Genomic DNA, 21,011 nt, shown 5'->3' with positions numbered 1-21,011 from the left:
CGGCAGGCCCGGATGCCGCTGAACATCGTCGTCGGCATCACCGGCGGCATCGCGGCGTACAAGGCCGTGTCGGTGGTGCGTTCGCTGGTCCTCGCGGGCCACGACGTTCACGTCGTGCCGACCGAGTCGGCGCTGCGGTTCGTCGGTCGACCGACGCTCGAGGCGATCTCGCGCAACCCGGTCCACGTCGACCTCTTCGAGGGCGTCGCCGAGGTGCGCCACGTCGCGATCGGCCAGGCGGCCGACCTCATCGTGATCGCTCCGGCGACCGCGAACTCGATCGCGAAGCTGGCGACGGGCCTCGCCGACGACCTGCTCGGCAACACGGTCCTCGCCAGCGAGGCGCCGGTCGTCGTCGCGCCCGCGATGCACACCGAGATGTGGCGGCATCCCGCCACGCAGGCGAACATCGCGACGCTCCGCGACCGAGGGGTCACGATCGTCGGCCCCGCCGTCGGGCAGCTCACGGGAACCGACAGCGGTCCCGGCCGGCTCGAGGAGCCCGACGCGATCGTCGCGGCGGCGCTCGAGGTCGCACGGCGGCACGGGCTCGACGCGGGGACGCCGGCCGCGGCATCCGTCGCCGACCTCGCCGGTCGCCGTGTCGTCGTCACGGCCGGCGGAACGCGCGAGCCGCTCGATCCCGTCCGATTCCTCGGCAATCGCTCGAGCGGCAAGCAGGGCGTCGCGATCGCCGAGGCGGCCGCGGCGCGCGGGGCCGAGGTCACGCTCATCGCCGCGAACCTCGAGGTTGCCTCGCCCGGCGGATGCCGCGTGGTGCCCGTCTCGACCGCGCTCGAGCTGCAGGAGGCCGTGACCGCCGCCGCAGCGGGCGCCGACGTGGTCGTGATGGCCGCGGCGGTCGCGGACTTCCGACCGGCCGACGTGAGCGAGACCAAGATCAAGAAGGTCGACGGCCAGGAGCGTATGTCGATCGAGCTGGTCCGGAATCCCGACATCCTCGCCGGCCTCGGCACCGCACCGCACGACGGCACGGTGCTCGTCGGCTTCGCGGCCGAGACCGAGACCGATCCCGCCCGGCTGCTGGAGCTCGGCCGGGCGAAGCGACGCGCGAAGGGCGCCGACCTGCTCGTCGTCAACCGCGTCGGCTGGACGCACGGTTTCGCCGCCGACGAGAACGCGGTGAGCGTGATCGCGGCGGACGACACCGTCGCGGCCGAGGCATCCGGACCCAAGATGTCGGTGGCGCACGCCATCCTCGATGTCATCGCCGAGCGCGTCGCGCCAGGCGCCGAGCCCATCACGAAGGACACCCACCCCGCATGAGCGCACTGCGCCAGTTCACCTCCGAGTCGGTCACCGAGGGGCACCCCGACAAGATCTGCGACCAGGTCTCCGACGCGATCCTCGACGCCCTCCTGACCGTCGATCCGGCGGCCCGTGTCGCGGTCGAGACGCTCGTGACGACCGGGCTGGTGCATGTCGCAGGTGAGGTGTCCACGTCGGGATACGTCGAGATCCCCGCGATCGTGCGCGACCGCATCACCTCGATCGGGTACGAGTCGTCCGACGTGTGGTTCGACGGCCGCTCGTGCGGCGTCTCGGTGTCGATCGGCGCGCAGTCGCCCGACATCGCGCAGGGCGTCGACGACGCCTTCGAGACGCGCGAGGGCGCGAGCCTCGACGAGCTCGATCGCCAGGGCGCGGGCGACCAGGGCATCATGTTCGGGTACGCGGTGCGCGAGACCCCCGAACTCATGCCCGTCCCGATCTGGATCGCGCACCGCCTCGCCGAGCGTCTCGCCGAGGTCCGCAAGCAGGGCGAACTCGACTACCTCCGTCCGGACGGCAAGACGCAGGTGACCATAGGCTACGAGGGGCAGACCGCGCGGACCATCGAGACGGTCGTGCTGTCGACCCAGCATTCGCCGAAGGTGTCGACCGAGCAGCTGCGCGCCGAGGTCGAGGAGCTCGTCATCCGGCCCACGCTCGACCGCGTCGAGCTCGCGCGCCCCGACCTGAAGGTGCTCATCAACCCCACCGGCCGCTTCGAGATCGGCGGCCCGCAGGGCGACGCGGGGCTCACCGGTCGCAAGATCATCATCGACACCTACGGCGGCGCGAGTCGGCACGGCGGCGGTGCCTTCAGCGGCAAGGACCCGTCGAAGGTGGACCGCTCGGCCGCGTACGCCATGCGGTGGGTCGCGAAGAACGCGGTCGCGGCCGGCCTCGCCGACCGGCTCGAACTGCAGGTCGCGTACGCGATCGGCGCGGCCGCGCCCGTCGGGCTCTACGTCGAGACGTTCGGCACCGGCCACCTGCCGGAGGAGCGGATCACCGAGGCGATCCGCGAGGTGTTCGACCTGCGCCCGGCCGCGATCATCCGCGACCTCGACCTGCTCCGCCCGATCTACGCGAAGACGGCGACCTACGGCCACTTCGGCCGCGAGCTGCCCGACTTCACCTGGGAGCGGCTCGACCGCGTCGACGACCTCCGCGCGGCCGCCGGGCTCTGACGTGGCCGGTGGGCTGAGGTGACCGGGCTCCCGGTGGCCCGGGTCCTCGTCGACTCGCCGCTGCCGCAGCTCGACCAGCTGTTCGACTACCGGGTGCCCGAGCGGCTCGCCGGCACCGCGGTGCGCGGGGTGCGCGTGCGCGTGCCGCTCCGGTCCGGCGGACGGATCGCCCAGGGGTGGATCGTCGAGCTCGCCGAGCGGTCCGAGTACCGCGGCGAGCTCAGCGACCTCGACGACGTCGTCTCCGACGTGCCAGCGCTCACGCCCGACGTGTGGCGACTCGCGCGCTCGGCCGCCGATCGGGCGGCGGGCAACGCGAGCGACATCCTGCGGATCGCGATCCCACCCCGGTACGTCCGCGCCGAGCGGGCCTGGCGCGCGGCCGAGCCCGATCCCGGGCCCCTGCCCGACCGGCCCACGGCGATCGACGGGTACGGCCCGGGGCGCGTCGAGCGCGGCATCGCGGCGGGCGAGCGGATGGCGCTGGCCGCCGACGCGCGGCCGGTCCGGCTCTCGTCCGGGGCGTGGGTCGGCGGCTGGGCGCGCACGGTCGCGCAGGCCGCCGCGCACGCCCTCGCGCACGACCGCTCGACGATCGTCGCGGTGCCCGACTACCGGGACCAGGAGCAGCTCGAGGCCGCCCTCGCCGAGTTCGTCGACCCGCGCCGGGTGCTGCGGACCGACGCGCGCCAGACCGGTCCGGCGCGGTACCGCGCGTTCCTCGACGCCACCGGCGATGCGGCCCGGGTCGTCATCGGCAGCCGTTCCACGGTGTACGCGCCGGCCGCCCGCCCGGGGGTCATCATCGTCGTCGACGACGGCGACGCGTTGCAGTCGGAGCCGCTCGCGCCCGGCGTGCACAGTCGCGACGCCGCGCTCATCCGCCAGGAGCAGACGGGGGCGGCACTGCTGTTCCTCGCGCACAGCCGGAGCGTCGACGTGCAGCGACTGGTCGAGGTGGGCTGGGTGCACGACGTGCCGCCGCTGCGGGGCGCCCGCCCGCGGATCGTCCTCACCGAGCAGCAGGCGGCGCCGGAGAGCGGGGGAGCGCGGATCCCGTCGGCGGCCTGGCGAGAGGCGCAGGCGGCCGTCACCGCGGGGCCGGTGCTCGTCCAGGTCGCGAGACCCGGGCACACCCCGATGCTCGTCTGCGACCGCTGCCGCGAGCCGGCACGTTGCGCGGCGTGCGGCGGAGCGCTCGTCGTGCCGCGCGGCGGCGGCACACCCGCGTGCGGGCTCTGCGGCACCGCTGCCACGGCGTGGCGCTGCGGCGTCTGCGAGGGCACGAAGCTGCGTGCGGCGGTCGTCGGCGCGAGCCGCACCGCCGAGGAGCTCGGTCGTGCGTTCCCGCGATCGCGCGTCGTGGTCTCCGACGGCGAGCGACCGATCCTGCGCGTCGGCGCCGAGCCGCAACTGGTGGTGGCGACGCGCGGGGCGGAGCCCATCGCCGAGGGCGGGTATCGCGCCATCCTGCTGCTCGACGGCGAGCGGATGCTGCTGCGCGAGTCCCTTCGCGTCGCCGAGGACTGCCTGCGCTGGTGGTCGAACGCGTCCGCGCTCGCCGCGCCCGGGTCGCCCGTGTTCCTCGTCGGGGTCGGGGGCGCCCTCGGCACCGCGCTCGCGACGTGGCGGCAGGCGGCGTGGGCGGCCGAGGAGCTCGAGACGCGTCGCACGCTGCGCTTCCCGCCCGCGGTCCGGATGGCCTCGGTGACGTCGTCCCACGAGCGCCTCGCCGCGGCGCTCGAGCGAGTGCGCGGGGTCGACGGCGTCGACGTGCTCGGCCCGACGCCCGCCGCCGACGAGGGCCTCGAGCGGGCGATCGTCCGCTTCGGTTACGCCGCCGGAGTCGAGGTCGCCCAGCGGCTGAAGGGCGAGGCGATCCGCGCCGCGACCGAGCGCCGCCGACCGGTCGCGGGTCGACGCCCGGGCCGTCCACCGGTGGTGCGCGTCCGCATGGACGATCCCGACCTCCCGTGACACTGGGACAATGGGGTGTGCCCCACCTCCGGATCGTGTTCGCGGGAACGCCCGCCGTCGCCGTGCCCACCCTCGAGCGCCTCGCGGCATCCGGCCACGAGGTCGTCGGCGTCGTCACGAGGCCGCCCGCGCCGCTCGGCCGCAAGCGCGTCCTCACGCCGTCGCCGGTCGCGCAGGCCGCCGAGCGGCTCGGCCTCCCGGTGATCGACGCGGTGCGCCTCGACGTCGAGGCGACCGAGCGCATCGCGGCGCTCCGTCCCGACCTCGGCGTGGTGGTGGCGTACGGGGGCCTCGTCCGCGAGCCGCTGCTGTCGACGCCCCCGCACGGCTGGATCAACCTGCACTTCTCCGCGCTGCCCGCGTGGCGGGGTGCGGCGCCCGTGCAGCGCGCGCTCATCGCGGGCGACGCCGAGCTCGGCGCGAGCGTCTTCCGGCTCGTGCCCGAGCTCGACGCCGGCGACGTGTACGCGTCCCGGACGAGGCCCGTCGCGCCGGGCGAGACGGCCGGACTGGCGCTCGAGTCGCTGGCCGAGACCGAGGCCGAACTCGTGCTCGGCGTCGTGGACGCGATCGCGGCCGGGACCGCGGTCGCGACCCCCCAATCCGGCGAGCCGACCTTCGCACCGAAGCTCGGCATCGAGGACGGCCGCATCGACTGGACCCGGTCGACCGGTGAGGTCGACGCGCGCGTCCGCGGGGTGACGCCCGAGCCCGGTGCGCACACGGAGGTCGGCGGCATCCGGCTGAAGGTCCTCGAGGCTCGACCCGCCTCGGTCGGAGTCGACGTGCCGCGACTCGAGCCTGGCGAACTCCGCCTGGATCGCAAGCTCGTCCTCGCGGGCACGGCCGACGGCGCCATGGAGCTGCGCCGCGTCCAGCCGGCCGGGCGGAACTCGATGGCCGCCGCAGACTGGTGGCGCGGCCTCGGCGTCGAGCGGGCGGACGCGCGATGAGCGACGACGCGCCGCGGAGCGGCCGGCCGGAGCGCTCGGACGGTGGCGGCCGACCTGACGGATCGGGTCGCCCCGGGCGGCGGCCGAACCGTCCGGACGGCCGCGGCGGTCGCCCTCGGGTCGAACGGGTCTCGCCGGCCCGGCTCGTCGCGTACGACGTCCTCGCCGCCGTCCGCGACTCCGACGCCTACGCGAACCTGCTGCTTCCGACCCGGATCGAGCGGGCGAGGCTCAGCCCGGCGGATGCCGCGCTCGCGACCGAGCTGACCTACGGCACGCTCCGCCTCCTGGGCCGCTACGACGCGATCATCGCGCTCGCGGCGGGTCGCGACGTCGCCGCGATCGACCCGCCGGTGCTCGACGTGCTCCGGCTCGGCGCACACCAGCTGCTCGCCACGCGCGTGCCGACGCACGCGGCCGTCAACGAGTCGGTCGCGCTCGCGCGCCGCGTCGCGCCGTCGGCGGCCGGCTTCGTGAACGCCGTGCTCCGCACCGTCTCGCGGCGCGAGCCGGCGGACTGGCTCGAGCTGATCGCGGAGGAGGCCGGTTCGGCGGATGCCGCGCTGGCCGCCGTGCACTCGCATCCCGTCTGGGTGATCCGCGCGCTGCGGGCCGCGCTCGAGCGCGAGGGCCGCGGCGACGAGCTCGTCGCGCTCCTCGAAGCCGACAACGCGTCGCCGCGAGTGAACCTCGCCGCCCTTCCCGGCCTCGCGGCCGACCCGGCCGAGCTCGGCGAGCCCGATCGCTACTCGCCGACGGGCCTGACGGCCGAGGCGCCGTTCGACCTCGTCGCCGCGAACGCGGGCCGGGTGCGCGTGCAGGACGAGGGCTCCCAGCTCGCGGCGCTCGCGCTGAGCCGGGTCGCCCCGGTGCGGCCCGGCGAGCGCTGGCTCGACCTCTGCTCGGGGCCCGGTGGCAAGACCGCGCTGCTCGCGGCCGAGGCGCTCGCGGGCGGGGCGTCGCTCGTCGCGAACGAGGTCGTGCCCGCACGTGCCGAGCTCGTGCGGAAGGCCGTCGCGCCCGTCCCGCTCGACGTGGAGGTCCATGTGGGCGACGGGCGCGAGATCGATCCGATGGCACTGGGTGCGGAGGGCGGGTTCGATCGCATCCTGCTCGATGCGCCGTGCACGGGCCTCGGCGCGCTCCGCCGCCGACCCGAGGCCCGCTGGCGGAAGCGTCCGACGGACGTCGCCGAGCTCACCGCGCTGCAGGGCGAGCTGGCGGATGCCGCGTTCGCCGCGCTCGCGCCGGGCGGCGTCCTCGCCTACGTCACGTGCTCGCCGCACACCGCGGAGACGCACGGCGCCCTCGGACGCGCGCTCGCGCGCTGGGGCGACGCGGCCGAGGCGCTCGACACGGCCGCCGTCGTGCAGGAGCTGGCGGAGCATCCGCTCGACCTGGTCGATGACGCTCGCGCGGTACAGCTGTGGCCGCACCGGCACGGCACCGACGCGATGTTCATCGCGCTCGTGCGCAAGCGCTGAGCTCATGGCCGACGCCGATAGGGTTGCGGACATGGCGACGCGCATCAACCCGAGCATCCTCGCGGCCGACTTCGCGAACCTCGAGCGGGAACTCGGACGGATCGGCACCGCCGACCTCGTGCACGTCGACATCATGGACAACCACTTCGTGCCGAACCTGACCTTCGGCCTGCCCATGGTGCAGCGGCTCCAGCAGGTCAGCCCGATCCCGCTCGACGTGCACCTGATGATCGACGACCCCGACCGCTGGGCGCCCGGCTACGCCGAGGCGGGTGCCGCGTCGGTCACCTTCCACGCCGAGGCCGTGAACGAGCCCGTCGCGCTCGCCCGGCACCTGCGGCAGATCGGCGCGCGCGCGGGCATCGCCCTGAAGCCGGGGACGGATGCCGCGCCCTACCTCGACCTCCTGCCCGAGTTCGACCAGGTCCTCATCATGACCGTCGAACCGGGGTTCGGCGGGCAGTCCTTCATCTCGGAGACGATGGCGAAGCTCCGACGGGTCGCGGACGCCGTCGCCGCCGCGGGCCTCGACGTGTGGCTGCAGGTCGACGGCGGCATCACGGTCGACACCATCGGGATCGCGGCGGAGGCGGGCGCCGACACGTTCGTCGCCGGGTCGGCCGTGTTCCGCGGGGTTCCCGAGGAGCGCATCGCCGAGCTCCGCGCCGCGGTCGCGTCACACCGCCACGAGCACACGGGACGCACCGCTAGTCTGGACGGGTGAAGACCTTCGACGACCTCTTCGTCGAGCTCCAGGACAAGGCCCGCACCCGCCCCGATGGCAGCGGCACCGTTCGTCAGCTCGACGCCGGCGTGCACGCCATCGGCAAGAAGATCGTCGAGGAGGCGGCCGAGGTCTGGATGGCCGCCGAGTACCAGGGCGACGACGAGACGGCCGAGGAGATCTCCCAGCTCCTGTACCACCTGCAGGTGCTGATGCTGGCCAAGGGGCTCGAGCCCGCCGACGTGTACCGACATCTCTGATCACGCCATGCCCGCAGATCAGTTCCGTCGACACGAAAGCCAGGGAATGCTCCGAATCGCCGTGCCCAACAAGGGCTCGCTCTCCGAGACCGCCGCGCAGATGCTCCACGAAGCCGGGTACACCGGTCGCAGGGACTCGCGCGAGCTCGTGGTCGCCGACCCCCGCAACGGGGTCGAGTTCTTCTACCTCCGCCCCCGCGACATCGCCACCTACGTCGGCTCGGGCGCGCTCGACGTCGGCATCACCGGCCGCGACCTGCTGCTCGACTCGGGTTCCGAGGCGACCGAGATCGCGCCGCTCGGGTTCGGCGACTCGACGTTCCGGTTCGCCGGCCCGCCCGGCGCCTACGCCGGGCTCGCCGACCTCGAGGGCGTGCGCGTCGCGACGAGCTATCCCGGCCTCGTCGGGGACTTCCTCGCCCGCCACGGCGTGACGGCGAAGCTCGTCAAGCTCGACGGCGCGGTCGAGTCCGCGGTGCGGCTCGGCGTGGCCGACGCCGTCGCCGACGTCGTCTCGACGGGCTCGACGCTCCGGAAGGCCGGCCTCGACATCTTCGGCCCGGTGATCCTCGACTCCGAAGCGGTGCTCATCGGCTCCGGCGTGGAGAAGCCCGGCACGCAGACGCTCGTGCGCCGACTGCAGGGCGTCCTGGTCGCCCGGCAGTACGTGCTCGTCGACTACGACGTCCCGGTCGAGAAGCTCGAGGCGGCGACGGCGGCGGCGCCCGGCTTCGAGTCGCCCACGGTCTCGCCGCTCCACGACCCCGAGTGGGTCGCGGTCCGCGTGATGATCCCGCGGGTCGAGACCAACCACGTGATGGACGCCCTGTACGAGCTGGGTGCGCGCGCGATCCTCGTGAGCGCGATCCACGCCGCGCGGTTGTAGGGGGCGACGCATGTCCCTCGCCGTCCGCGTGATCCCCTGTCTCGACGTGGCGGGCGGCCGCGTCGTCAAGGGCGTCAACTTCCTGAACCTCCGTGATGCCGGCGACCCGGTCGAGCTCGCCGCCCGCTACGCCGAGCAGGGTGCGGACGAGCTCACCTTCCTCGACGTCACGGCCACGGTCGACGACCGTTCGACGACGTTCGACATGGTGCGCCGCGTGGCAGAGCAGGTGTTCATCCCGCTCACGGTCGGCGGCGGCGTCCGCACCCCGGACGACGTCGCGCGCCTGCTCGGACACGGCGCCGACAAGATCGGCGTGAACAGCGCGGCGATCGCGCGACCCGAGCTCATCGCCGAGATCGCCGACCGGTTCGGCGCCCAGGTCTGCGTGCTCTCCCTCGACGTCAAGCGCTCCGACCGCACCGGGTCCGGCTTCGTCGTGACCACGCACGGCGGGCGCACCGAGACGAGGCTCGACGCGCTCGACTGGGCGCGTCGGGCGATCGAGCTCGGAGCCGGCGAACTCCTCGTCAACTCCATCGACGCCGACGGCACCAAGCAGGGCTTCGACCTCGAGCTCGTGCGACTCATGCACGAGCTCTCGAGCGTGCCCGTGATCGCGTCCGGCGGCGCGGGCGCGCTCGAGCACTTCGCGCCCGCGATCGAGGCCGGAGCCGACGCCGTGCTCGCGGCATCCGTCTTCCACAACGGCGAACTCACCATCGGCGAGGTCAAGCGGGCCCTCGCCGCCGACGGAAGGGTCGTGCGATGACGTACCGCGACGACGAGGAGCTCGAGCGCGACGTCGAGGGCTGGGCGCCCGACGCGACCGCGGTCGACCGGGCCGCGTTCAACGCCGACGGGTTGCTGCCCGCCGTCATCCAGCAGTGGGACACCGGCGAGGTGCTCATGCTCGGCTGGATGGACCGCGAGGCCATGCGGCGCACGCTCAGCGAGGGGCGTGTGACGTTCTGGTCGCGATCCCGGCAGGAGTACTGGCGCAAGGGGGACACGTCCGGTCACGCGCAGTACGTCCGGTCCGCGGCGCTCGACTGCGACGCCGACACGCTGCTCGTGCAGGTCGAGCAGGTGGGCGTCGCCTGCCACACCGGCACGCGCACCTGCTTCGACGGCGACCCGCTGCAGGTCGTCGTCGGCGCCCCCGATCCCGAACAGCCCGCCGGAGGAGCACGATGACGGCCGCCCGCACCGCCACGACCCGCTTCGACGACTTCGCCGCGTTGCTGTCCGGCCGGAGCGTCGTGCCCGTCGTGCGCGAGCTCTTCGCCGACGGCGAGACGCCCGTCGGCATCTACCGCAAGCTCACGGGCGGTCGGCCCGGCACCTTCCTCCTCGAGTCCGCCGAGCAGGGCGGCATCTGGTCGCGGTACTCGTTCGTGGGGGCGGCGTCGCACGGCGTGCTCACCGACCGCGACGGACGGGTCGAGTGGCTCGACTACGGCATGTCGCGCGAGCGCGCACTCGGCGAGGCATCCGCCGACCTCGCGCCGCTCGCCGCGCTCGAGGCGCTGTACGCGCGCTGGCAGACGGAGGACGTGCCGGGCGCGCCGCCCCTCACGGGCGGTCTCGTCGGCTTCATCGGCTGGGAGGCGATCCGCCAGATCGAGCACCTGCCGAACCGGCCGCCGGCCGACTTCGACGTGCCCGGCCAGGCGTTCGCGTTCGTGTCCGAGCTCGTCGTGATGGATCACCGCACGGGCACCGTGCAGCTCGTGGCATCCGTGCTCAACGACCGCGACGAGCCCGCCGAGCAGCTCTGGGCCGACGCGCAGGCGCGCCTCGACCGCATGCAGGGTGCGCTCGCGGAGCCGGCCGCGGCGCACCTCGCCGAGATCGACCTCTCGCGCGCCCCCGAACCGCGGTACCGCACCGAGAAGGCGGACTTCCTCGCCGCGGTCGAGCGGTCGAAGGAGTACATCCGCGAGGGCGACGTCTTCCAGGTGGTCGTCTCGCAGCGCTTCGAGCAGGATGCCACGGCCCACCCGATCGACGTGTACCGCGTGCTGCGCAGCCTCAACCCCAGCCCGTACATGTACCTGCTCCACCTCGAGGACGTCGCGGGGGAGCCGTACTGGATCGTCGGATCCTCGCCCGAGGCCCTCGTGAAGGTCGAGGACGGCCGCGTGTACACGCACCCGATCGCCGGCTCGAAGCCCCGCGGCGCGACGCCGGAGGACGACGCCGACCTCGAGGCCGAACTGGTCGCCGACCCGAAGGAGCAGGCCGAGCACCTCATGCTCGTCGACCTGGCGCGCAACGACCTCGCGAAGGTGTGCACGGCGGGCACGGTCGAGGTGACCGAGTTCATGCGCGTCGAGCGGTTCAGCCACATCATGCACCTCGTCTCGTCGGTCGAGGGCGACCTCGCACCCGACGCGAACGCGGTCGACGTGTTCCGGGCGACGTTCCCGGCCGGCACGCTCTCCGGCGCGCCGAAGCCGCGCGCGCTCGAGATCATCGACGAACTCGAACCCGCGCAGCGCGGCGTCTACGGGGGAGTGGTCGGCTACTTCGGCTTCGGCGGCGACGCCGACCTCGCGATCGCGATCCGCACGGCCACCATCATCGGCGGCGTCGCTCGCGTGCAGGCGGGCGGCGGCCTCGTGGCCGACTCGAACCCCGAGTCGGAGTACCAGGAGTCGGTGAACAAGGCCGCCGCGCCGCTGCGGGCGGTCGCGGTCGCGAACGCCATGCGGCCCGTGCGGGCGGGGTGAGCGTGACCGCCCGACGCGTGAAGCTCGTCGCGATCCTCGGCATCCTCATCGGATCCGGGCTGGCGCTCCTGGCGTGGAGCCAGACCTGGTACACGGCGACCCTCGTCGACGGCGCGGCCGCGGGTTCGGCGGCGACCCTCGACGTCGGCGGCCAGGCCGCATCGCCCGCGCTCTCCGCGCTCGCGCTGGCCGGGCTGGCGCTGGCCGGAGCGCTCACGATCGCCGGCCCGCTGATCCGGATCGTGCTCGGCCTGCTCGCGGCGCTGCTCGGCGGATGCGTCGTGCTCGCCGCCTCGCTCGCGATCGCCGATCCCGTGGCCGCGGTGTCGTCGGCGGTCGCCGAGGCCACGGGCGTCGCCGGCGCCGGGTCGACCGCCGAGCTCGTCGCCGACGTGGTCGCGTCGCCGTGGCCCGCCGTCGCGGTCGCCGGCGGTGTCGTCGTCGTGATCGCCGGCCTGGCGGTCGTCGTCACGGGCCGCGCCTGGCCCACGTCCCGTCGGTACGGCGGAGGGGTGCGCATGGCGGCGGACGGCGCGACGGCGGTTCCGGCATCCGACCGAGCCGTCGATGCGTGGGACGACCTCAGTCGCGGCGACGATCCGACCGAGGCATCCGCACCGTCGCGCATCGACGATGCGCCCGACCACCCGACCGGCGGCGGCGAGCCCGATCGCCCGGCCGATGGCGACGGGCGCGCCGGACCCACCCGCTAGACTCTTCCCCGACCCCGCACAGAAGGAGCACCATGAGCACTGAGCACGTTGACCCCGGCCACGGACACTCGCCCGCGGCCTGGACGGCCGTGGTGATCATGCTGCTCGCCTTCACCATCGGCACGGTCGCCTTCTTCTTCGACGTGCAGTGGCTCGTGTGGGCGTCGGCGGCGCTCCTCGTCGTCGGCCTGGTGGTCGGGTGGGCGCTCGCCCGCGCCGGCTACGGCGTCGACGGCGACAAGGTCGCGCCCAAGGCGCACTGACGCGTGCTCGCCGAGCTCACCGCGAACGCCGTCGCCGACGCCGAAGCGCGTCGCGTCGACCGCCCGATGGCCGAGGTCGAGGCCGCGGCCCTCGCGCGCCCCGACGCACTCGACGCGCTGGCCGCGCTCGCTCCGGCCGCGCATGTCAAGGTCATCGCCGAGATCAAGCGCTCGAGCCCCTCGCGAGGGTCGCTCGCCGCGATCGACGACCCCGCCGCACTCGCCCGCACGTACGAACTCGGCGGCGCGAGCGCGATCAGCGTGCTCACCGAGGGCCGGAAGTTCGGCGGCTCGCTCGCCGACCTCGAGTCGGTGCGCGCCGCGGTCTCGCTCCCGATCCTCCGCAAGGACTTCATCGCGACGGCCTACCAGGTGTTCGAGGCGCGCGCTGCGGGCGCCGACATGGTGCTCCTCATCGTCGCCGCGCTCGACGACGCGACCCTCGCCGAGCTCTACGGGCTCATCACCGAGCTCGGCATGACGCCGCTCGTCGAGACGCACTCCGCCGAGGAGCTCGACCGCGCCGCGCGGATCGGCGCCAAGCTCATCGGCGTCAACGCCCGCGACCTCACCACGTTCGAGCTCGACCGCGACCTGTTCGGCCGCATCGTCGACCGATTCCCCGAGGGGGCGATCAAGGTCGCCGAGTCGGCCGTGCTCTCGGCGGCGGATGTCGCGCACTATCGCGCGGCGGGCGCCGACGCGGTGCTCGTGGGCGAGGCGCTGGTCACGGGCGATCCCATCTCGAACCTCTCTGCATTCCTGGCGGTGTGACATGGCCCTGCGTGCCCAGACCGGTCCCTACTTCGGCGAGTTCGGCGGTCGCTTCGTGCCCGAATCCCTCGTCGCGGCCCTCGACGAGCTCTCCGAGGCGTACGCGCTCGCGAAGCTCGACCCCGCGTTCGGCGACGAGCTCGCCGACCTCGGTCGCACCTACACGGGGCGACCGTCGATCATCACCGAGGTGCCGCGCTTCGCCGAGCACGCGGGCGGCGCCCGCGTCATCCTCAAGCGCGAGGACCTGAACCACACCGGCTCGCACAAGATCAACAACGTGCTCGGCCAGGCGCTGCTGACGAAGCGGATCGGCAAGCAGCGCGTCATCGCCGAGACCGGGGCCGGCCAGCACGGCGTCGCGACCGCCACCGCAGCCGCGCTCTTCGGGCTCGACTGCACGATCTACATGGGCGAGGTCGACACCGAGCGCCAGGCGTTGAACGTCGCGCGCATGCGGCTGCTCGGCGCCGAGGTCGTCGCGGTGAAGACCGGATCGCGCACGCTCAAGGACGCCATCAACGACGCGATGCGCGACTGGGTCACCAACGTCGAGACGACGAATTACATCTTCGGCACCGTGGCGGGCCCGCACCCGTTCCCGGAGATGGTGCGCGACTTCCAGAAGATCATCGGCGAGGAGGCGCGCGAGCAGGTGCTCGACCTCACGGGTGCGCTGCCGACCGCCGTCGCCGCGTGCGTCGGCGGCGGGTCGAACGCGATCGGGATCTTCCACGCGTTCCTGGACGACGCCGACGTCGCGCTCTACGGCTTCGAGGCCGGCGGCGAGGGCGTCGAGACGCCGCGTCACGCCGCGACCATCTCCAAGGGCCGACCGGGCGTGCTGCACGGCGCGCGCAGCTACCTCCTGCAGGACGAGGACGGCCAGACCATCGAGTCGCACTCGATCTCCGCGGGCCTCGACTACCCGGGCGTCGGCCCCGAGCACTCCTGGCTCGCCGCGCTCGGCCGGGCGACCTACCGTGCCGTGACGGATGACGCGGCGATGCAGGCGCTGCGGCTGCTGACGCGCACCGAGGGCATCATCCCCGCGATCGAGTCGGCGCACGCGCTCGCGGGCGCGATCGAGCTCGGCACCGAACTCGGCCGGGACGCCACGATCCTCGTGAACCTGTCCGGTCGCGGCGACAAGGACATGGACACGGCCGCCCGCTACTTCGGGCTGTACGACGGAGGCGAGCGGTGAGGAACGTCGGGTCGGTCATCGCGGGGCGCAACGAGGAGGCCGCGGGCGCGCTGATCGGCTACCTCCCCGTCGGCTTCCCGACGCTCGACGAGAGCGTCGAGGCCGCGGTCGCCCTCGTCGAGAACGGCGTCGACGTGCTCGAGCTCGGCCTGCCCTACTCCGATCCCGTCATGGACGGCACCGTGATCCAGGCGGCCACGCAGCAGGCCCTCGCGAACGGCTTCCGGCTCGCGCACGGCTTCGAGGCGGTCCGTCGCGTCACCGAGCGAGTCGACGCCCCGGTGCTGCTCATGACCTACTGGAACCCCGTGGTGCAGTACGGCGTCGACCGGTTCGCCGACGATCTCGCGGCGGCCGGGGGAGCCGGGCTCATCACGCCCGACCTCATCCCCGACGAGGCCGCCGACTGGATCGCCGCCTCCGAGCGGACCGGGCTCGACCGCGTGTTCCTCGCGGCGCCGACCTCGACCGACGCGCGCCTGCGGAAGACGATCGACGCGAGCCGCGGGTTCGTGTACGCCGTCTCGACGATGGGCATCACGGGGGCGCGCAGCGACGTCGACCGCGCGGCCCGGACGCTCGTCGGGCGACTCCGCGAGGCCGGCTCCCCGGCCAGCTGCGTCGGCGTCGGCATCTCGACGGCCGCGCAGGTCGCCGAGGTGCTCGAGTACGCCGAGGGCGCGATCGTCGGCTCGGCGCTCGTGAAGGCGCTCGCCGACGGCGGCGTCGACGCGGTCGGCGCGCTCGCGGCCGAGCTCGCGCGCGGCACCGTCCGACAGTGAAGTAGTCTCGACGGGGCCGCCCCTGACGGCGCGCCCCGCAGCATCGACGAAAGGCAGAGCCCGGCGTGATCGCACCGCTCAGCATCCCGAGCCCCGACGAGGCGTGGCGCACGCTGGAGATCCCGATCTTCGGACTGACGCTGAACATCCAGATGTACGCCCTGTGCATCCTCGTGGGCATCGTCCTGGCCACGATCATCACCTCGCGACGCCTCACCAAGCGCGGCGCGGAGCCGGGGATCGTGCTCGACGTCGTCCTGTGGGCGGTGCCGCTCGGCATCATCGGTGCTCGGCTCTACCACGTGCTCACGCACCCCGACGACTACTTCGCCGGCCAGGAGTGGTGGAAGGTCTTCGCGATCTGGGAGGGCGGCAACGCCATCTACGGCTCGCTCATCGGCGGTGCGGTCGGCGTCATCATCGCGTGTCGCCTCACGGGTCTCCGCTTCTGGTCGTTCGCCGACGCCCTCGCTCCGGGCCTCCTCGTCGCGCAGGCGGTCGGGCGCCTGGGCAACTGGTTCAACCACGAGCTCTTCGGCTGGCCGACCGACCTCCCGTGGGGCCTCGAGATCGGCGCCGACAACGCGGCGTTCCCCGCGGGCCTGCCCGAGGGCACCCTGTTCCACCCGACGTTCCTCTACGAGATCGTCTGGAACCTCCTCGGCGTCGTCGTCCTGCTCGCGCTCGAGCGCGCGTTCCGCCTCCGCTGGGGCAAGATGTTCGCCGCCTACCTCATCTGGTACGGGGCGGGCCGGGCCGTCTTCGAGACGATCCGCGTCGACCCGAGCGAGATGTTCCTCGGCATCCGTTCGAACGTGTGGGCGTCGTTCGCGGCGATCCTCATCGGCCTCGTCATCATCATCGTGCAGAGCCGTCGTCACACCGGGATCGAGCCGAGCGTGTACCGCCCGGGGCGTGAATGGGTGCCCGCTGATGCTGAGGTAGACTCTGACGACACCGAGTCCGACACCGACTCTCTCGACGATGGCGTCGAGGGCGAGAACGCACACGGCGAGCCGGCTGCCACAAGCTCGAGCCGCTCGGCCTCCGAATAGGGGCCACGCCGATACCGCGTTCCCCATCGCCGCGCCGCACCTCGCGCTGCGAATCCTCCATCGTGGGCCGACGACGTCCCCGTTGCCACCGAGATACCGAGGACGGTCCAACGTGTCGCTTCCCCCTCCCCACGCCAGGTTCGGTCTGACTCCGCCCGCGCAGGGCATGTACGACCCCGCCGCCGAGAAGGACGCCTGCGGCCTCGCGATGGTCGCGACCCTGCGCGGCACGGCCGGGCACGACATCATCACCGCGGCCCTCGACGCACTGCGCAACCTCGAGCACCGCGGCGCGGTCGGCTCCGACGCGGGAACGGGCGACGGTGCCGGCATCATCACGCAGGTCCCCGACGCGTTCCTCCGGGAGGTCGTCGACTTCCCGCTCCCCGAGGCCGGCGCCTACGCGGTCGGGAACGCGTTCCTGCCCGTCGACCCCACCGCGCGCAGCCAGGTCAAGCAGCAGCTGCGGCGCATCGCGGCCACCGAGGGCCTCGAGGTCATCGGCTGGCGCGAGGTCCCCGTCCGCCCCGACGAGCTCGGCACGCTCGCACGCGCCGCGATGCCGGTCGTCCAGCAGCTCTACGTCCGGAGCTCCGCGACCACGTCCGACGGCGCGCACGTCACCGGCATCGCCCTCGACCGCCTGACGTTCCGGCTGCGCAAGCGGGCCGAGCGCGAGCTCGAGCTCTACTTCGCGTCGCTGTCCGGCCGCACCCTCGTGTACAAGGGCATGGTCACGACCCTCCAGCTCGAGCCCTTCTACCCCGACCTCTCCGACGAGCGGTTCGCCTCCAAGCTCGCGCTGGTCCACTCCCGCTACTCCACGAACACCTTCCCGTCGTGGCCGCTCGCGCAGCCCTTCCGGATGATCGCCCACAACGGCGAGATCAACACCATCCAGGGCAACCGCAACTGGATGCGCGCGCGCCAGTCGCAGCTCGAGTCCGAGGCGCTCGGCGACCTCGCGCCGATCATGCCGATCGTCACGCCCGGCGCCAGCGACTCCGCCTCGTTCGACGAGGTCGTGGAACTGCTCACCCTCGCCGGCCGGAGCCTCCCGCACGCCGTCATGATGATGGTGCCCGAGGCGTGGGAGAAGCAGACCGAGATCGACCCGGCCCGCCGGGCGTTCTACGACTACCACTCGATGCTCATGGAGCCGTGGGACGGCCCGGCCGCCATCGTGTTCACCGACGGCACCCTCGTCGGCGCGACGCTCGACCGCAACGGACTCCGTCCCGGCCGCTACCTCGTGACCGACGACGGCCTCGTGGTCCTCGCGAGCGAGATCGGCGTGATCGACCTCCCGCAGCGACGCGTCGTCCGCAAGGGCCGCCTCCAGCCGGGTCGCATGTTCCTCGTCGACACGGAGGCGGGTCGCCTCATCGAGGACGACGAGATCAAGGCCGAGCTCGCGGCATCCGCCCCCTGGCAGGAATGGCTCGACGAGGGCCGCATCCGCCTCGCGGACCTGCCCGAGCGTGAGCACATCGTGCACCCGCCGGCATCGGTCAATCGCCGGCAGCGCACCTTCGGCTACACCGAGGAGGAGGTCAAGGTCCTCCTCGCCCCCATGGCGAAGGTGGGCCAGGAACCGATCGGCGCGATGGGCTCCGACACGCCGATCGCCGTGCTCTCGCAGCGCCCGCGCCTGCTCTTCGACTACTTCACCCAGCAGTTCGCCCAGGTGACGAACCCGCCGCTCGACTCGATCCGCGAGCAGGTCGTCACCTCGCTGTCGACCTCGCTCGGTCCCGAGCGGAACCTGCTCGACGCGGGTGCCGAGCACGCTCACCAGGTGTCGCTCGACTTCCCGGTCATCGACAACGACCAGCTCGCCAAGATCGTGCACATGACCGCCCCGTCGGGCGCGCGCGCCGCGCGCACGCTCCGCGGGCTCTACCGCGTCGACGAAGGTGCCGCCGGCCTCCGCGAGCGGATCGAGGAGCTCTGCCACGAGGTCGACGAGGCGATCGAGGAGGGTGCCTCGTTCATCGTCCTGAGCGACCGCGACACGACGAAGGACCTCGCACCGATCCCGTCGCTGCTCATGCTCTCGGCGGTGCACCACCACCTCATCCGCTCCGAGACCCGCATGAAGGTCGGCCTCGTCGTCGAGGCCGGCGACGTCCGCGAGGTGCACCACGTCGCGCTGCTGGTCGGCTACGGCGCGTCGGCCGTGAACCCGTACCTCGCGATGGAGACATGCGAGGAACTCGTCCGCTCGGGCGTGCTCACGGGCACCACCCCGGAGCAGGCCGTCCGCAACGTGATCACCGCGCTCGGCAAGGGCGTGCTGAAGATCATGTCCAAGATGGGGATCTCGACGATCGCCTCCTACGCGGGCGCGCAGGCCTTCGAGGCCGTCGGACTCTCGCAGGACTTCATCGACGAGTACTTCACGGGCACCACCTCGAAGCTCGGCGGCGTCGGCATCGACGTGATCGCCGACGAGAACCGGTCGCGCCACGCCGTGGCCTACCCGGCGGATGTCGCGGTGCGGGCGCACGAACGGCTGATGACCGGCGGCGAGTACCAGTGGCGCCGCGACGGCTCGCCGCACCTGTTCAACCCCGAGACGGTGTTCCGCCTGCAGCACTCGACCCGGAACCGTCGCTACGACGTGTTCCGCGAGTACACCGACATGGTCGACACGCAGGCGGAGCAGCTCATGACGCTCCGCGGCATGTTCGCCCTGCGGACCGGCGCGCGTCCGGCAGTGCCGATCGACGAGGTCGAGCCGGTCGAGTCGATCGTCAAGCGCTTCTCGACGGGGGCGATGAGCTACGGCTCGATCTCCAAGGAGGCGCACGAGACCCTCGCGATCGCCATGAACCGGCTCGGCGCGAAGTCGAACACTGGTGAGGGCGGCGAGGACCTCGACCGCCTGCTCGACCCCGAGCGTCGCAGCGCGATCAAGCAGGTGGCATCGGGCCGCTTCGGCGTGACGAGCATGTACCTCACCCACGCCGACGACATCCAGATCAAGCTCGCGCAGGGCGCCAAGCCCGGCGAGGGCGGGCAGTTGCCGCCGACCAAGGTCTACCCCTGGGTCGCGCGCACGCGGCACGCGACGGCGGGCGTCGGCCTCATCTCGCCCCCGCCGCACCACGACATCTACTCGATCGAAGACCTGAAGCAGCTGATCTTCGACCTGAAGCGCGCGAACCCCGGAGCGCGCGTGCACGTCAAGCTCGTGAGCCAGTCGGGCATCGGGGCGGTCGCCGCCGGCACCGCCAAGGCGCTCGCCGACGTCATCCTGGTCTCCGGCCACGACGGCGGCACCGGTGCGAGCCCGCTGAACTCGCTGAAGCACGCGGGGACGCCGTGGGAGCTCGGCCTCGCCGAGACGCAGCAGACGCTCATGCTGAACGGCATGCGCGACCGCGTGGTCGTGCAGGTCGACGGGCAGCTCAAGACCGGGCGCGACGTCGTCATCGGCGCGCTGCTCGGCGCCGAGGAGTTCGGCTTCGCGACCGCTCCGCTCGTCGTGGAGGGCTGCGTCATGATGCGCGTCTGCCACCTCGACACGTGCCCGGTCGGCGTCGCGACGCAGAACCCGGAGCTCCGCAAGCGCTTCACGGGCAAGCCCGAGTTCGTCGTCAACTTCTTCGAGTTCATCGCGCAGGAGGTGCGCGAGTACCTCGCGGAACTCGGCTACCGCTCGCTCGACGAGATCATCGGCCGCCGCGAGCTCCTCGACGTCGAGCGCGCGGTGCGTCACTGGAAGGCCTCCGGCCTGGACCTCACGCCCGTGCTCGTCGGCCCCGACTTCTCCGACTCCGAGCCGCGCCGCAACACGCGCCGGCAGGACCACGAGCTCGACGAGCACTTCGACAACGAGCTCATCCGTCGGAGCGCGCTCGTCCTGGAATCGGGCGGACGCGTCGAGATCGAGCTTCCGGTCCGGAACACCGAGCGCGCCGTCGGCACGATGCTCGGCCACGAGGTCACGGTCCGTCACGGCGCCCAGGGCCTGCCCGAGGGGTCGATCGACGTGACCCTGACGGGCAGCGCAGGGCAGTCCTTCGGCGCCTTCCTGCCGGGCGGCATCCGCCTGCGTCTCGAGGGCGACTCGAACGACTACGTCGGCAAGGGTCTCTCGGGCGGCCAGATCATCGTGCGCCCGTCGAGGGAGGCGGGCTTCGTCGCCGAGCGCAACGTGATCGCGGGCAACGTGATCGGCTACGGCGCGACGCAGGGCAGCATGTTCATCCGCGGCATCGTGGGCGAGCGGTTCCTCGTCCGCAACTCCGGGGCGACCGCCGTCGCCGAGGGCGTCGGCGATCACGCGCTGGAGTACATGACGGGCGGGCTCGCACTGATCCTCGGGCCGACCGGGCGCAACCTCGGCGCCGGCATGTCCGGCGGCACCGCCTACGTGCTCGACCTCGCCGAGCCCAAGGTCAACCGGGAGTCGCTCTCGACCGGCGAGCTGGAGCTGCACGGGCTCGGCAGCGCCGACCACGAGATCGTCCGCGACCTGCTGGAGCAGCATCTCGAGCACACGGACTCGGCGGTCGCGGCGAAGCTGCTCGCCGAGGGCGACGCCGCGTTCGACCGCTTCACCAAGGTGCTCCCGCGCGACTACGCCGCGGTCCTCCGCACCCGCCAGAGCGCCGTCGACGAGGGCCTCGACCCCGACGGCGACGTGGTGTGGAGCCGCATCCTGGAGGTGACCGGTGGCTGAGCGCAGGGCGCACGGCCGCGCGGTCCCGATC

18 protein-coding genes are annotated in these 21,011 nt (G+C 73.0%); all 18 read left to right on the top strand.

The annotated features are described in order from the left end of the window. Positions 1–18 precede the first annotated feature (18 nt). The 18 genes from coaBC to gltB all read left to right on the top strand — a co-directional run bounded on the left by coaBC (position 19) and on the right by gltB (position 20,980). A complete protein-coding gene (coaBC, locus tag GLX25_RS14630; protein ID WP_155843848.1) occupies positions 19–1,287 on the top strand; it encodes a bifunctional phosphopantothenoylcysteine decarboxylase/phosphopantothenate--cysteine ligase CoaBC in 1,269 nt (422 codons plus the stop codon). Continuing rightward, positions 1,284–2,477: a methionine adenosyltransferase gene (gene metK / locus GLX25_RS14625; protein ID WP_155843240.1), complete on the top strand. Its 1,194-nt coding sequence runs from the start codon at positions 1,284–1,286 to the stop codon at positions 2,475–2,477. Before coaBC ends, metK begins: the two co-directional genes overlap by 4 nt. A gap of 18 nt (positions 2,478–2,495) precedes the next feature. Further along, positions 2,496–4,454 (top strand): primosomal protein N' family DNA-binding protein, encoded by a 1,959-nt coding sequence (locus GLX25_RS14620; RefSeq protein WP_166548854.1) that lies wholly within the window; start codon positions 2,496–2,498, stop codon positions 4,452–4,454. 17 nt (positions 4,455–4,471) lie between these two features. After that, a complete protein-coding gene (gene fmt / locus GLX25_RS14615; protein WP_166548853.1) occupies positions 4,472–5,407 on the top strand; it encodes a methionyl-tRNA formyltransferase in 936 nt (311 codons plus the stop codon). After that, on the top strand, positions 5,404–6,891 hold the full coding sequence (locus GLX25_RS14610; RefSeq protein ID WP_155843238.1) for an RsmB/NOP family class I SAM-dependent RNA methyltransferase: 1,488 nt from the start codon (positions 5,404–5,406) through the stop codon (positions 6,889–6,891). The genes fmt and GLX25_RS14610 overlap by 4 nt, the downstream gene beginning before the upstream one ends. A gap of 31 nt (positions 6,892–6,922) precedes the next feature. Continuing rightward, complete coding sequence (rpe, locus tag GLX25_RS14605; protein ID WP_205719906.1) at positions 6,923–7,615, top strand: ribulose-phosphate 3-epimerase; 693 nt, start codon at positions 6,923–6,925, stop codon at positions 7,613–7,615. After that, complete coding sequence (locus tag GLX25_RS14600; RefSeq protein ID WP_166548852.1) at positions 7,612–7,875, top strand: phosphoribosyl-ATP diphosphatase; 264 nt, start codon at positions 7,612–7,614, stop codon at positions 7,873–7,875. The genes rpe and GLX25_RS14600 overlap by 4 nt, the downstream gene beginning before the upstream one ends. A gap of 46 nt (positions 7,876–7,921) precedes the next feature. Continuing rightward, positions 7,922–8,761, top strand: coding sequence for an ATP phosphoribosyltransferase (gene hisG, locus GLX25_RS14595; RefSeq protein ID WP_155843234.1), 840 nt, complete (start codon positions 7,922–7,924; stop codon positions 8,759–8,761). Positions 8,762–8,771: 10 nt separating this feature from the next. Then, positions 8,772–9,533, top strand: coding sequence for an imidazole glycerol phosphate synthase subunit HisF (gene hisF / locus GLX25_RS14590; RefSeq protein ID WP_155843232.1), 762 nt, complete (start codon positions 8,772–8,774; stop codon positions 9,531–9,533). Next, complete coding sequence (hisI, locus tag GLX25_RS14585) at positions 9,530–9,958, top strand: phosphoribosyl-AMP cyclohydrolase (RefSeq protein WP_155843230.1); 429 nt, start codon at positions 9,530–9,532, stop codon at positions 9,956–9,958. Before hisF ends, hisI begins: the two co-directional genes overlap by 4 nt. Beyond that, positions 9,955–11,496 (top strand): anthranilate synthase component I, encoded by a 1,542-nt coding sequence (locus tag GLX25_RS14580; RefSeq protein ID WP_155843228.1) that lies wholly within the window; start codon positions 9,955–9,957, stop codon positions 11,494–11,496. Before hisI ends, GLX25_RS14580 begins: the two co-directional genes overlap by 4 nt. A gap of 2 nt (positions 11,497–11,498) precedes the next feature. Continuing rightward, on the top strand, positions 11,499–12,209 hold the full coding sequence (locus GLX25_RS14575; protein ID WP_271192373.1) for a Trp biosynthesis-associated membrane protein: 711 nt from the start codon (positions 11,499–11,501) through the stop codon (positions 12,207–12,209). Between the two features lie 32 nt (positions 12,210–12,241). Next, positions 12,242–12,472: a DUF6704 family protein gene (locus GLX25_RS14570; RefSeq protein ID WP_155843226.1), complete on the top strand. Its 231-nt coding sequence runs from the start codon at positions 12,242–12,244 to the stop codon at positions 12,470–12,472. Positions 12,473–12,475: 3 nt separating this feature from the next. Then, positions 12,476–13,246, top strand: a complete 771-nt coding sequence (gene trpC, locus GLX25_RS14565; RefSeq protein ID WP_166548850.1) for an indole-3-glycerol phosphate synthase TrpC — start codon at positions 12,476–12,478, stop codon at positions 13,244–13,246. Between the two features lies 1 nt (position 13,247). Further along, a complete protein-coding gene (gene trpB, locus GLX25_RS14560) occupies positions 13,248–14,453 on the top strand; it encodes a tryptophan synthase subunit beta (protein ID WP_155843224.1) in 1,206 nt (401 codons plus the stop codon). Then, the gene (gene trpA, locus GLX25_RS14555; RefSeq protein WP_166548849.1) at positions 14,450–15,235 is read left to right on the top strand and encodes a tryptophan synthase subunit alpha; all 786 of its coding nucleotides are present in this window, start codon (positions 14,450–14,452) and stop codon (positions 15,233–15,235) included. Before trpB ends, trpA begins: the two co-directional genes overlap by 4 nt. A gap of 65 nt (positions 15,236–15,300) precedes the next feature. After that, positions 15,301–16,290 carry a prolipoprotein diacylglyceryl transferase gene (gene lgt / locus GLX25_RS14550; protein ID WP_420837657.1) on the top strand — a complete coding sequence of 330 codons (990 nt, stop codon included), beginning with the start codon at positions 15,301–15,303 and terminating at the stop codon, positions 16,288–16,290. A 166-nt stretch (positions 16,291–16,456) separates the two neighbouring features. Then, a complete protein-coding gene (gltB, locus tag GLX25_RS14545) occupies positions 16,457–20,980 on the top strand; it encodes a glutamate synthase large subunit (RefSeq protein ID WP_155843843.1) in 4,524 nt (1,507 codons plus the stop codon). Positions 20,981–21,011 lie beyond the last annotated feature (31 nt).

The organism is Agromyces luteolus (assembly GCF_009729855.1).
GTDB classification, from domain to species: Bacteria; Actinomycetota; Actinomycetes; order Actinomycetales; family Microbacteriaceae; genus Agromyces; species Agromyces luteolus.
The sequence above is the reverse complement of the archived record's forward strand: the minus strand, read 5'-3'. Positions and strand labels throughout refer to the sequence as shown.

Excerpts from the sequence above, each read along its gene's own strand:
- metK (WP_155843240.1), top strand. The coding sequence starts at position 1,284 with ATGAGCGCACTGCGCCAGTTCACCTCCGAGTCGGTCACCGAGGGGCAC.
- GLX25_RS14610 (WP_155843238.1), top strand. The coding sequence starts at position 5,404 with ATGAGCGACGACGCGCCGCGGAGCGGCCGGCCGGAGCGCTCGGACGGT.
- rpe (WP_205719906.1), top strand. The coding sequence starts at position 6,923 with ATGGCGACGCGCATCAACCCGAGCATCCTCGCGGCCGACTTCGCGAAC.
- hisG (WP_155843234.1), top strand. The coding sequence starts at position 7,922 with ATGCTCCGAATCGCCGTGCCCAACAAGGGCTCGCTCTCCGAGACCGCC.
- hisF (WP_155843232.1), top strand. The coding sequence starts at position 8,772 with ATGTCCCTCGCCGTCCGCGTGATCCCCTGTCTCGACGTGGCGGGCGGC.
- hisI (WP_155843230.1), top strand. The coding sequence starts at position 9,530 with ATGACGTACCGCGACGACGAGGAGCTCGAGCGCGACGTCGAGGGCTGG.
- GLX25_RS14580 (WP_155843228.1), top strand. The coding sequence starts at position 9,955 with ATGACGGCCGCCCGCACCGCCACGACCCGCTTCGACGACTTCGCCGCG.
- GLX25_RS14570 (WP_155843226.1), top strand. The coding sequence starts at position 12,242 with ATGAGCACTGAGCACGTTGACCCCGGCCACGGACACTCGCCCGCGGCC.
- trpB (WP_155843224.1), top strand. The coding sequence starts at position 13,248 with ATGGCCCTGCGTGCCCAGACCGGTCCCTACTTCGGCGAGTTCGGCGGT.
- gltB (WP_155843843.1), top strand. The coding sequence starts at position 16,457 with ATGTACGACCCCGCCGCCGAGAAGGACGCCTGCGGCCTCGCGATGGTC.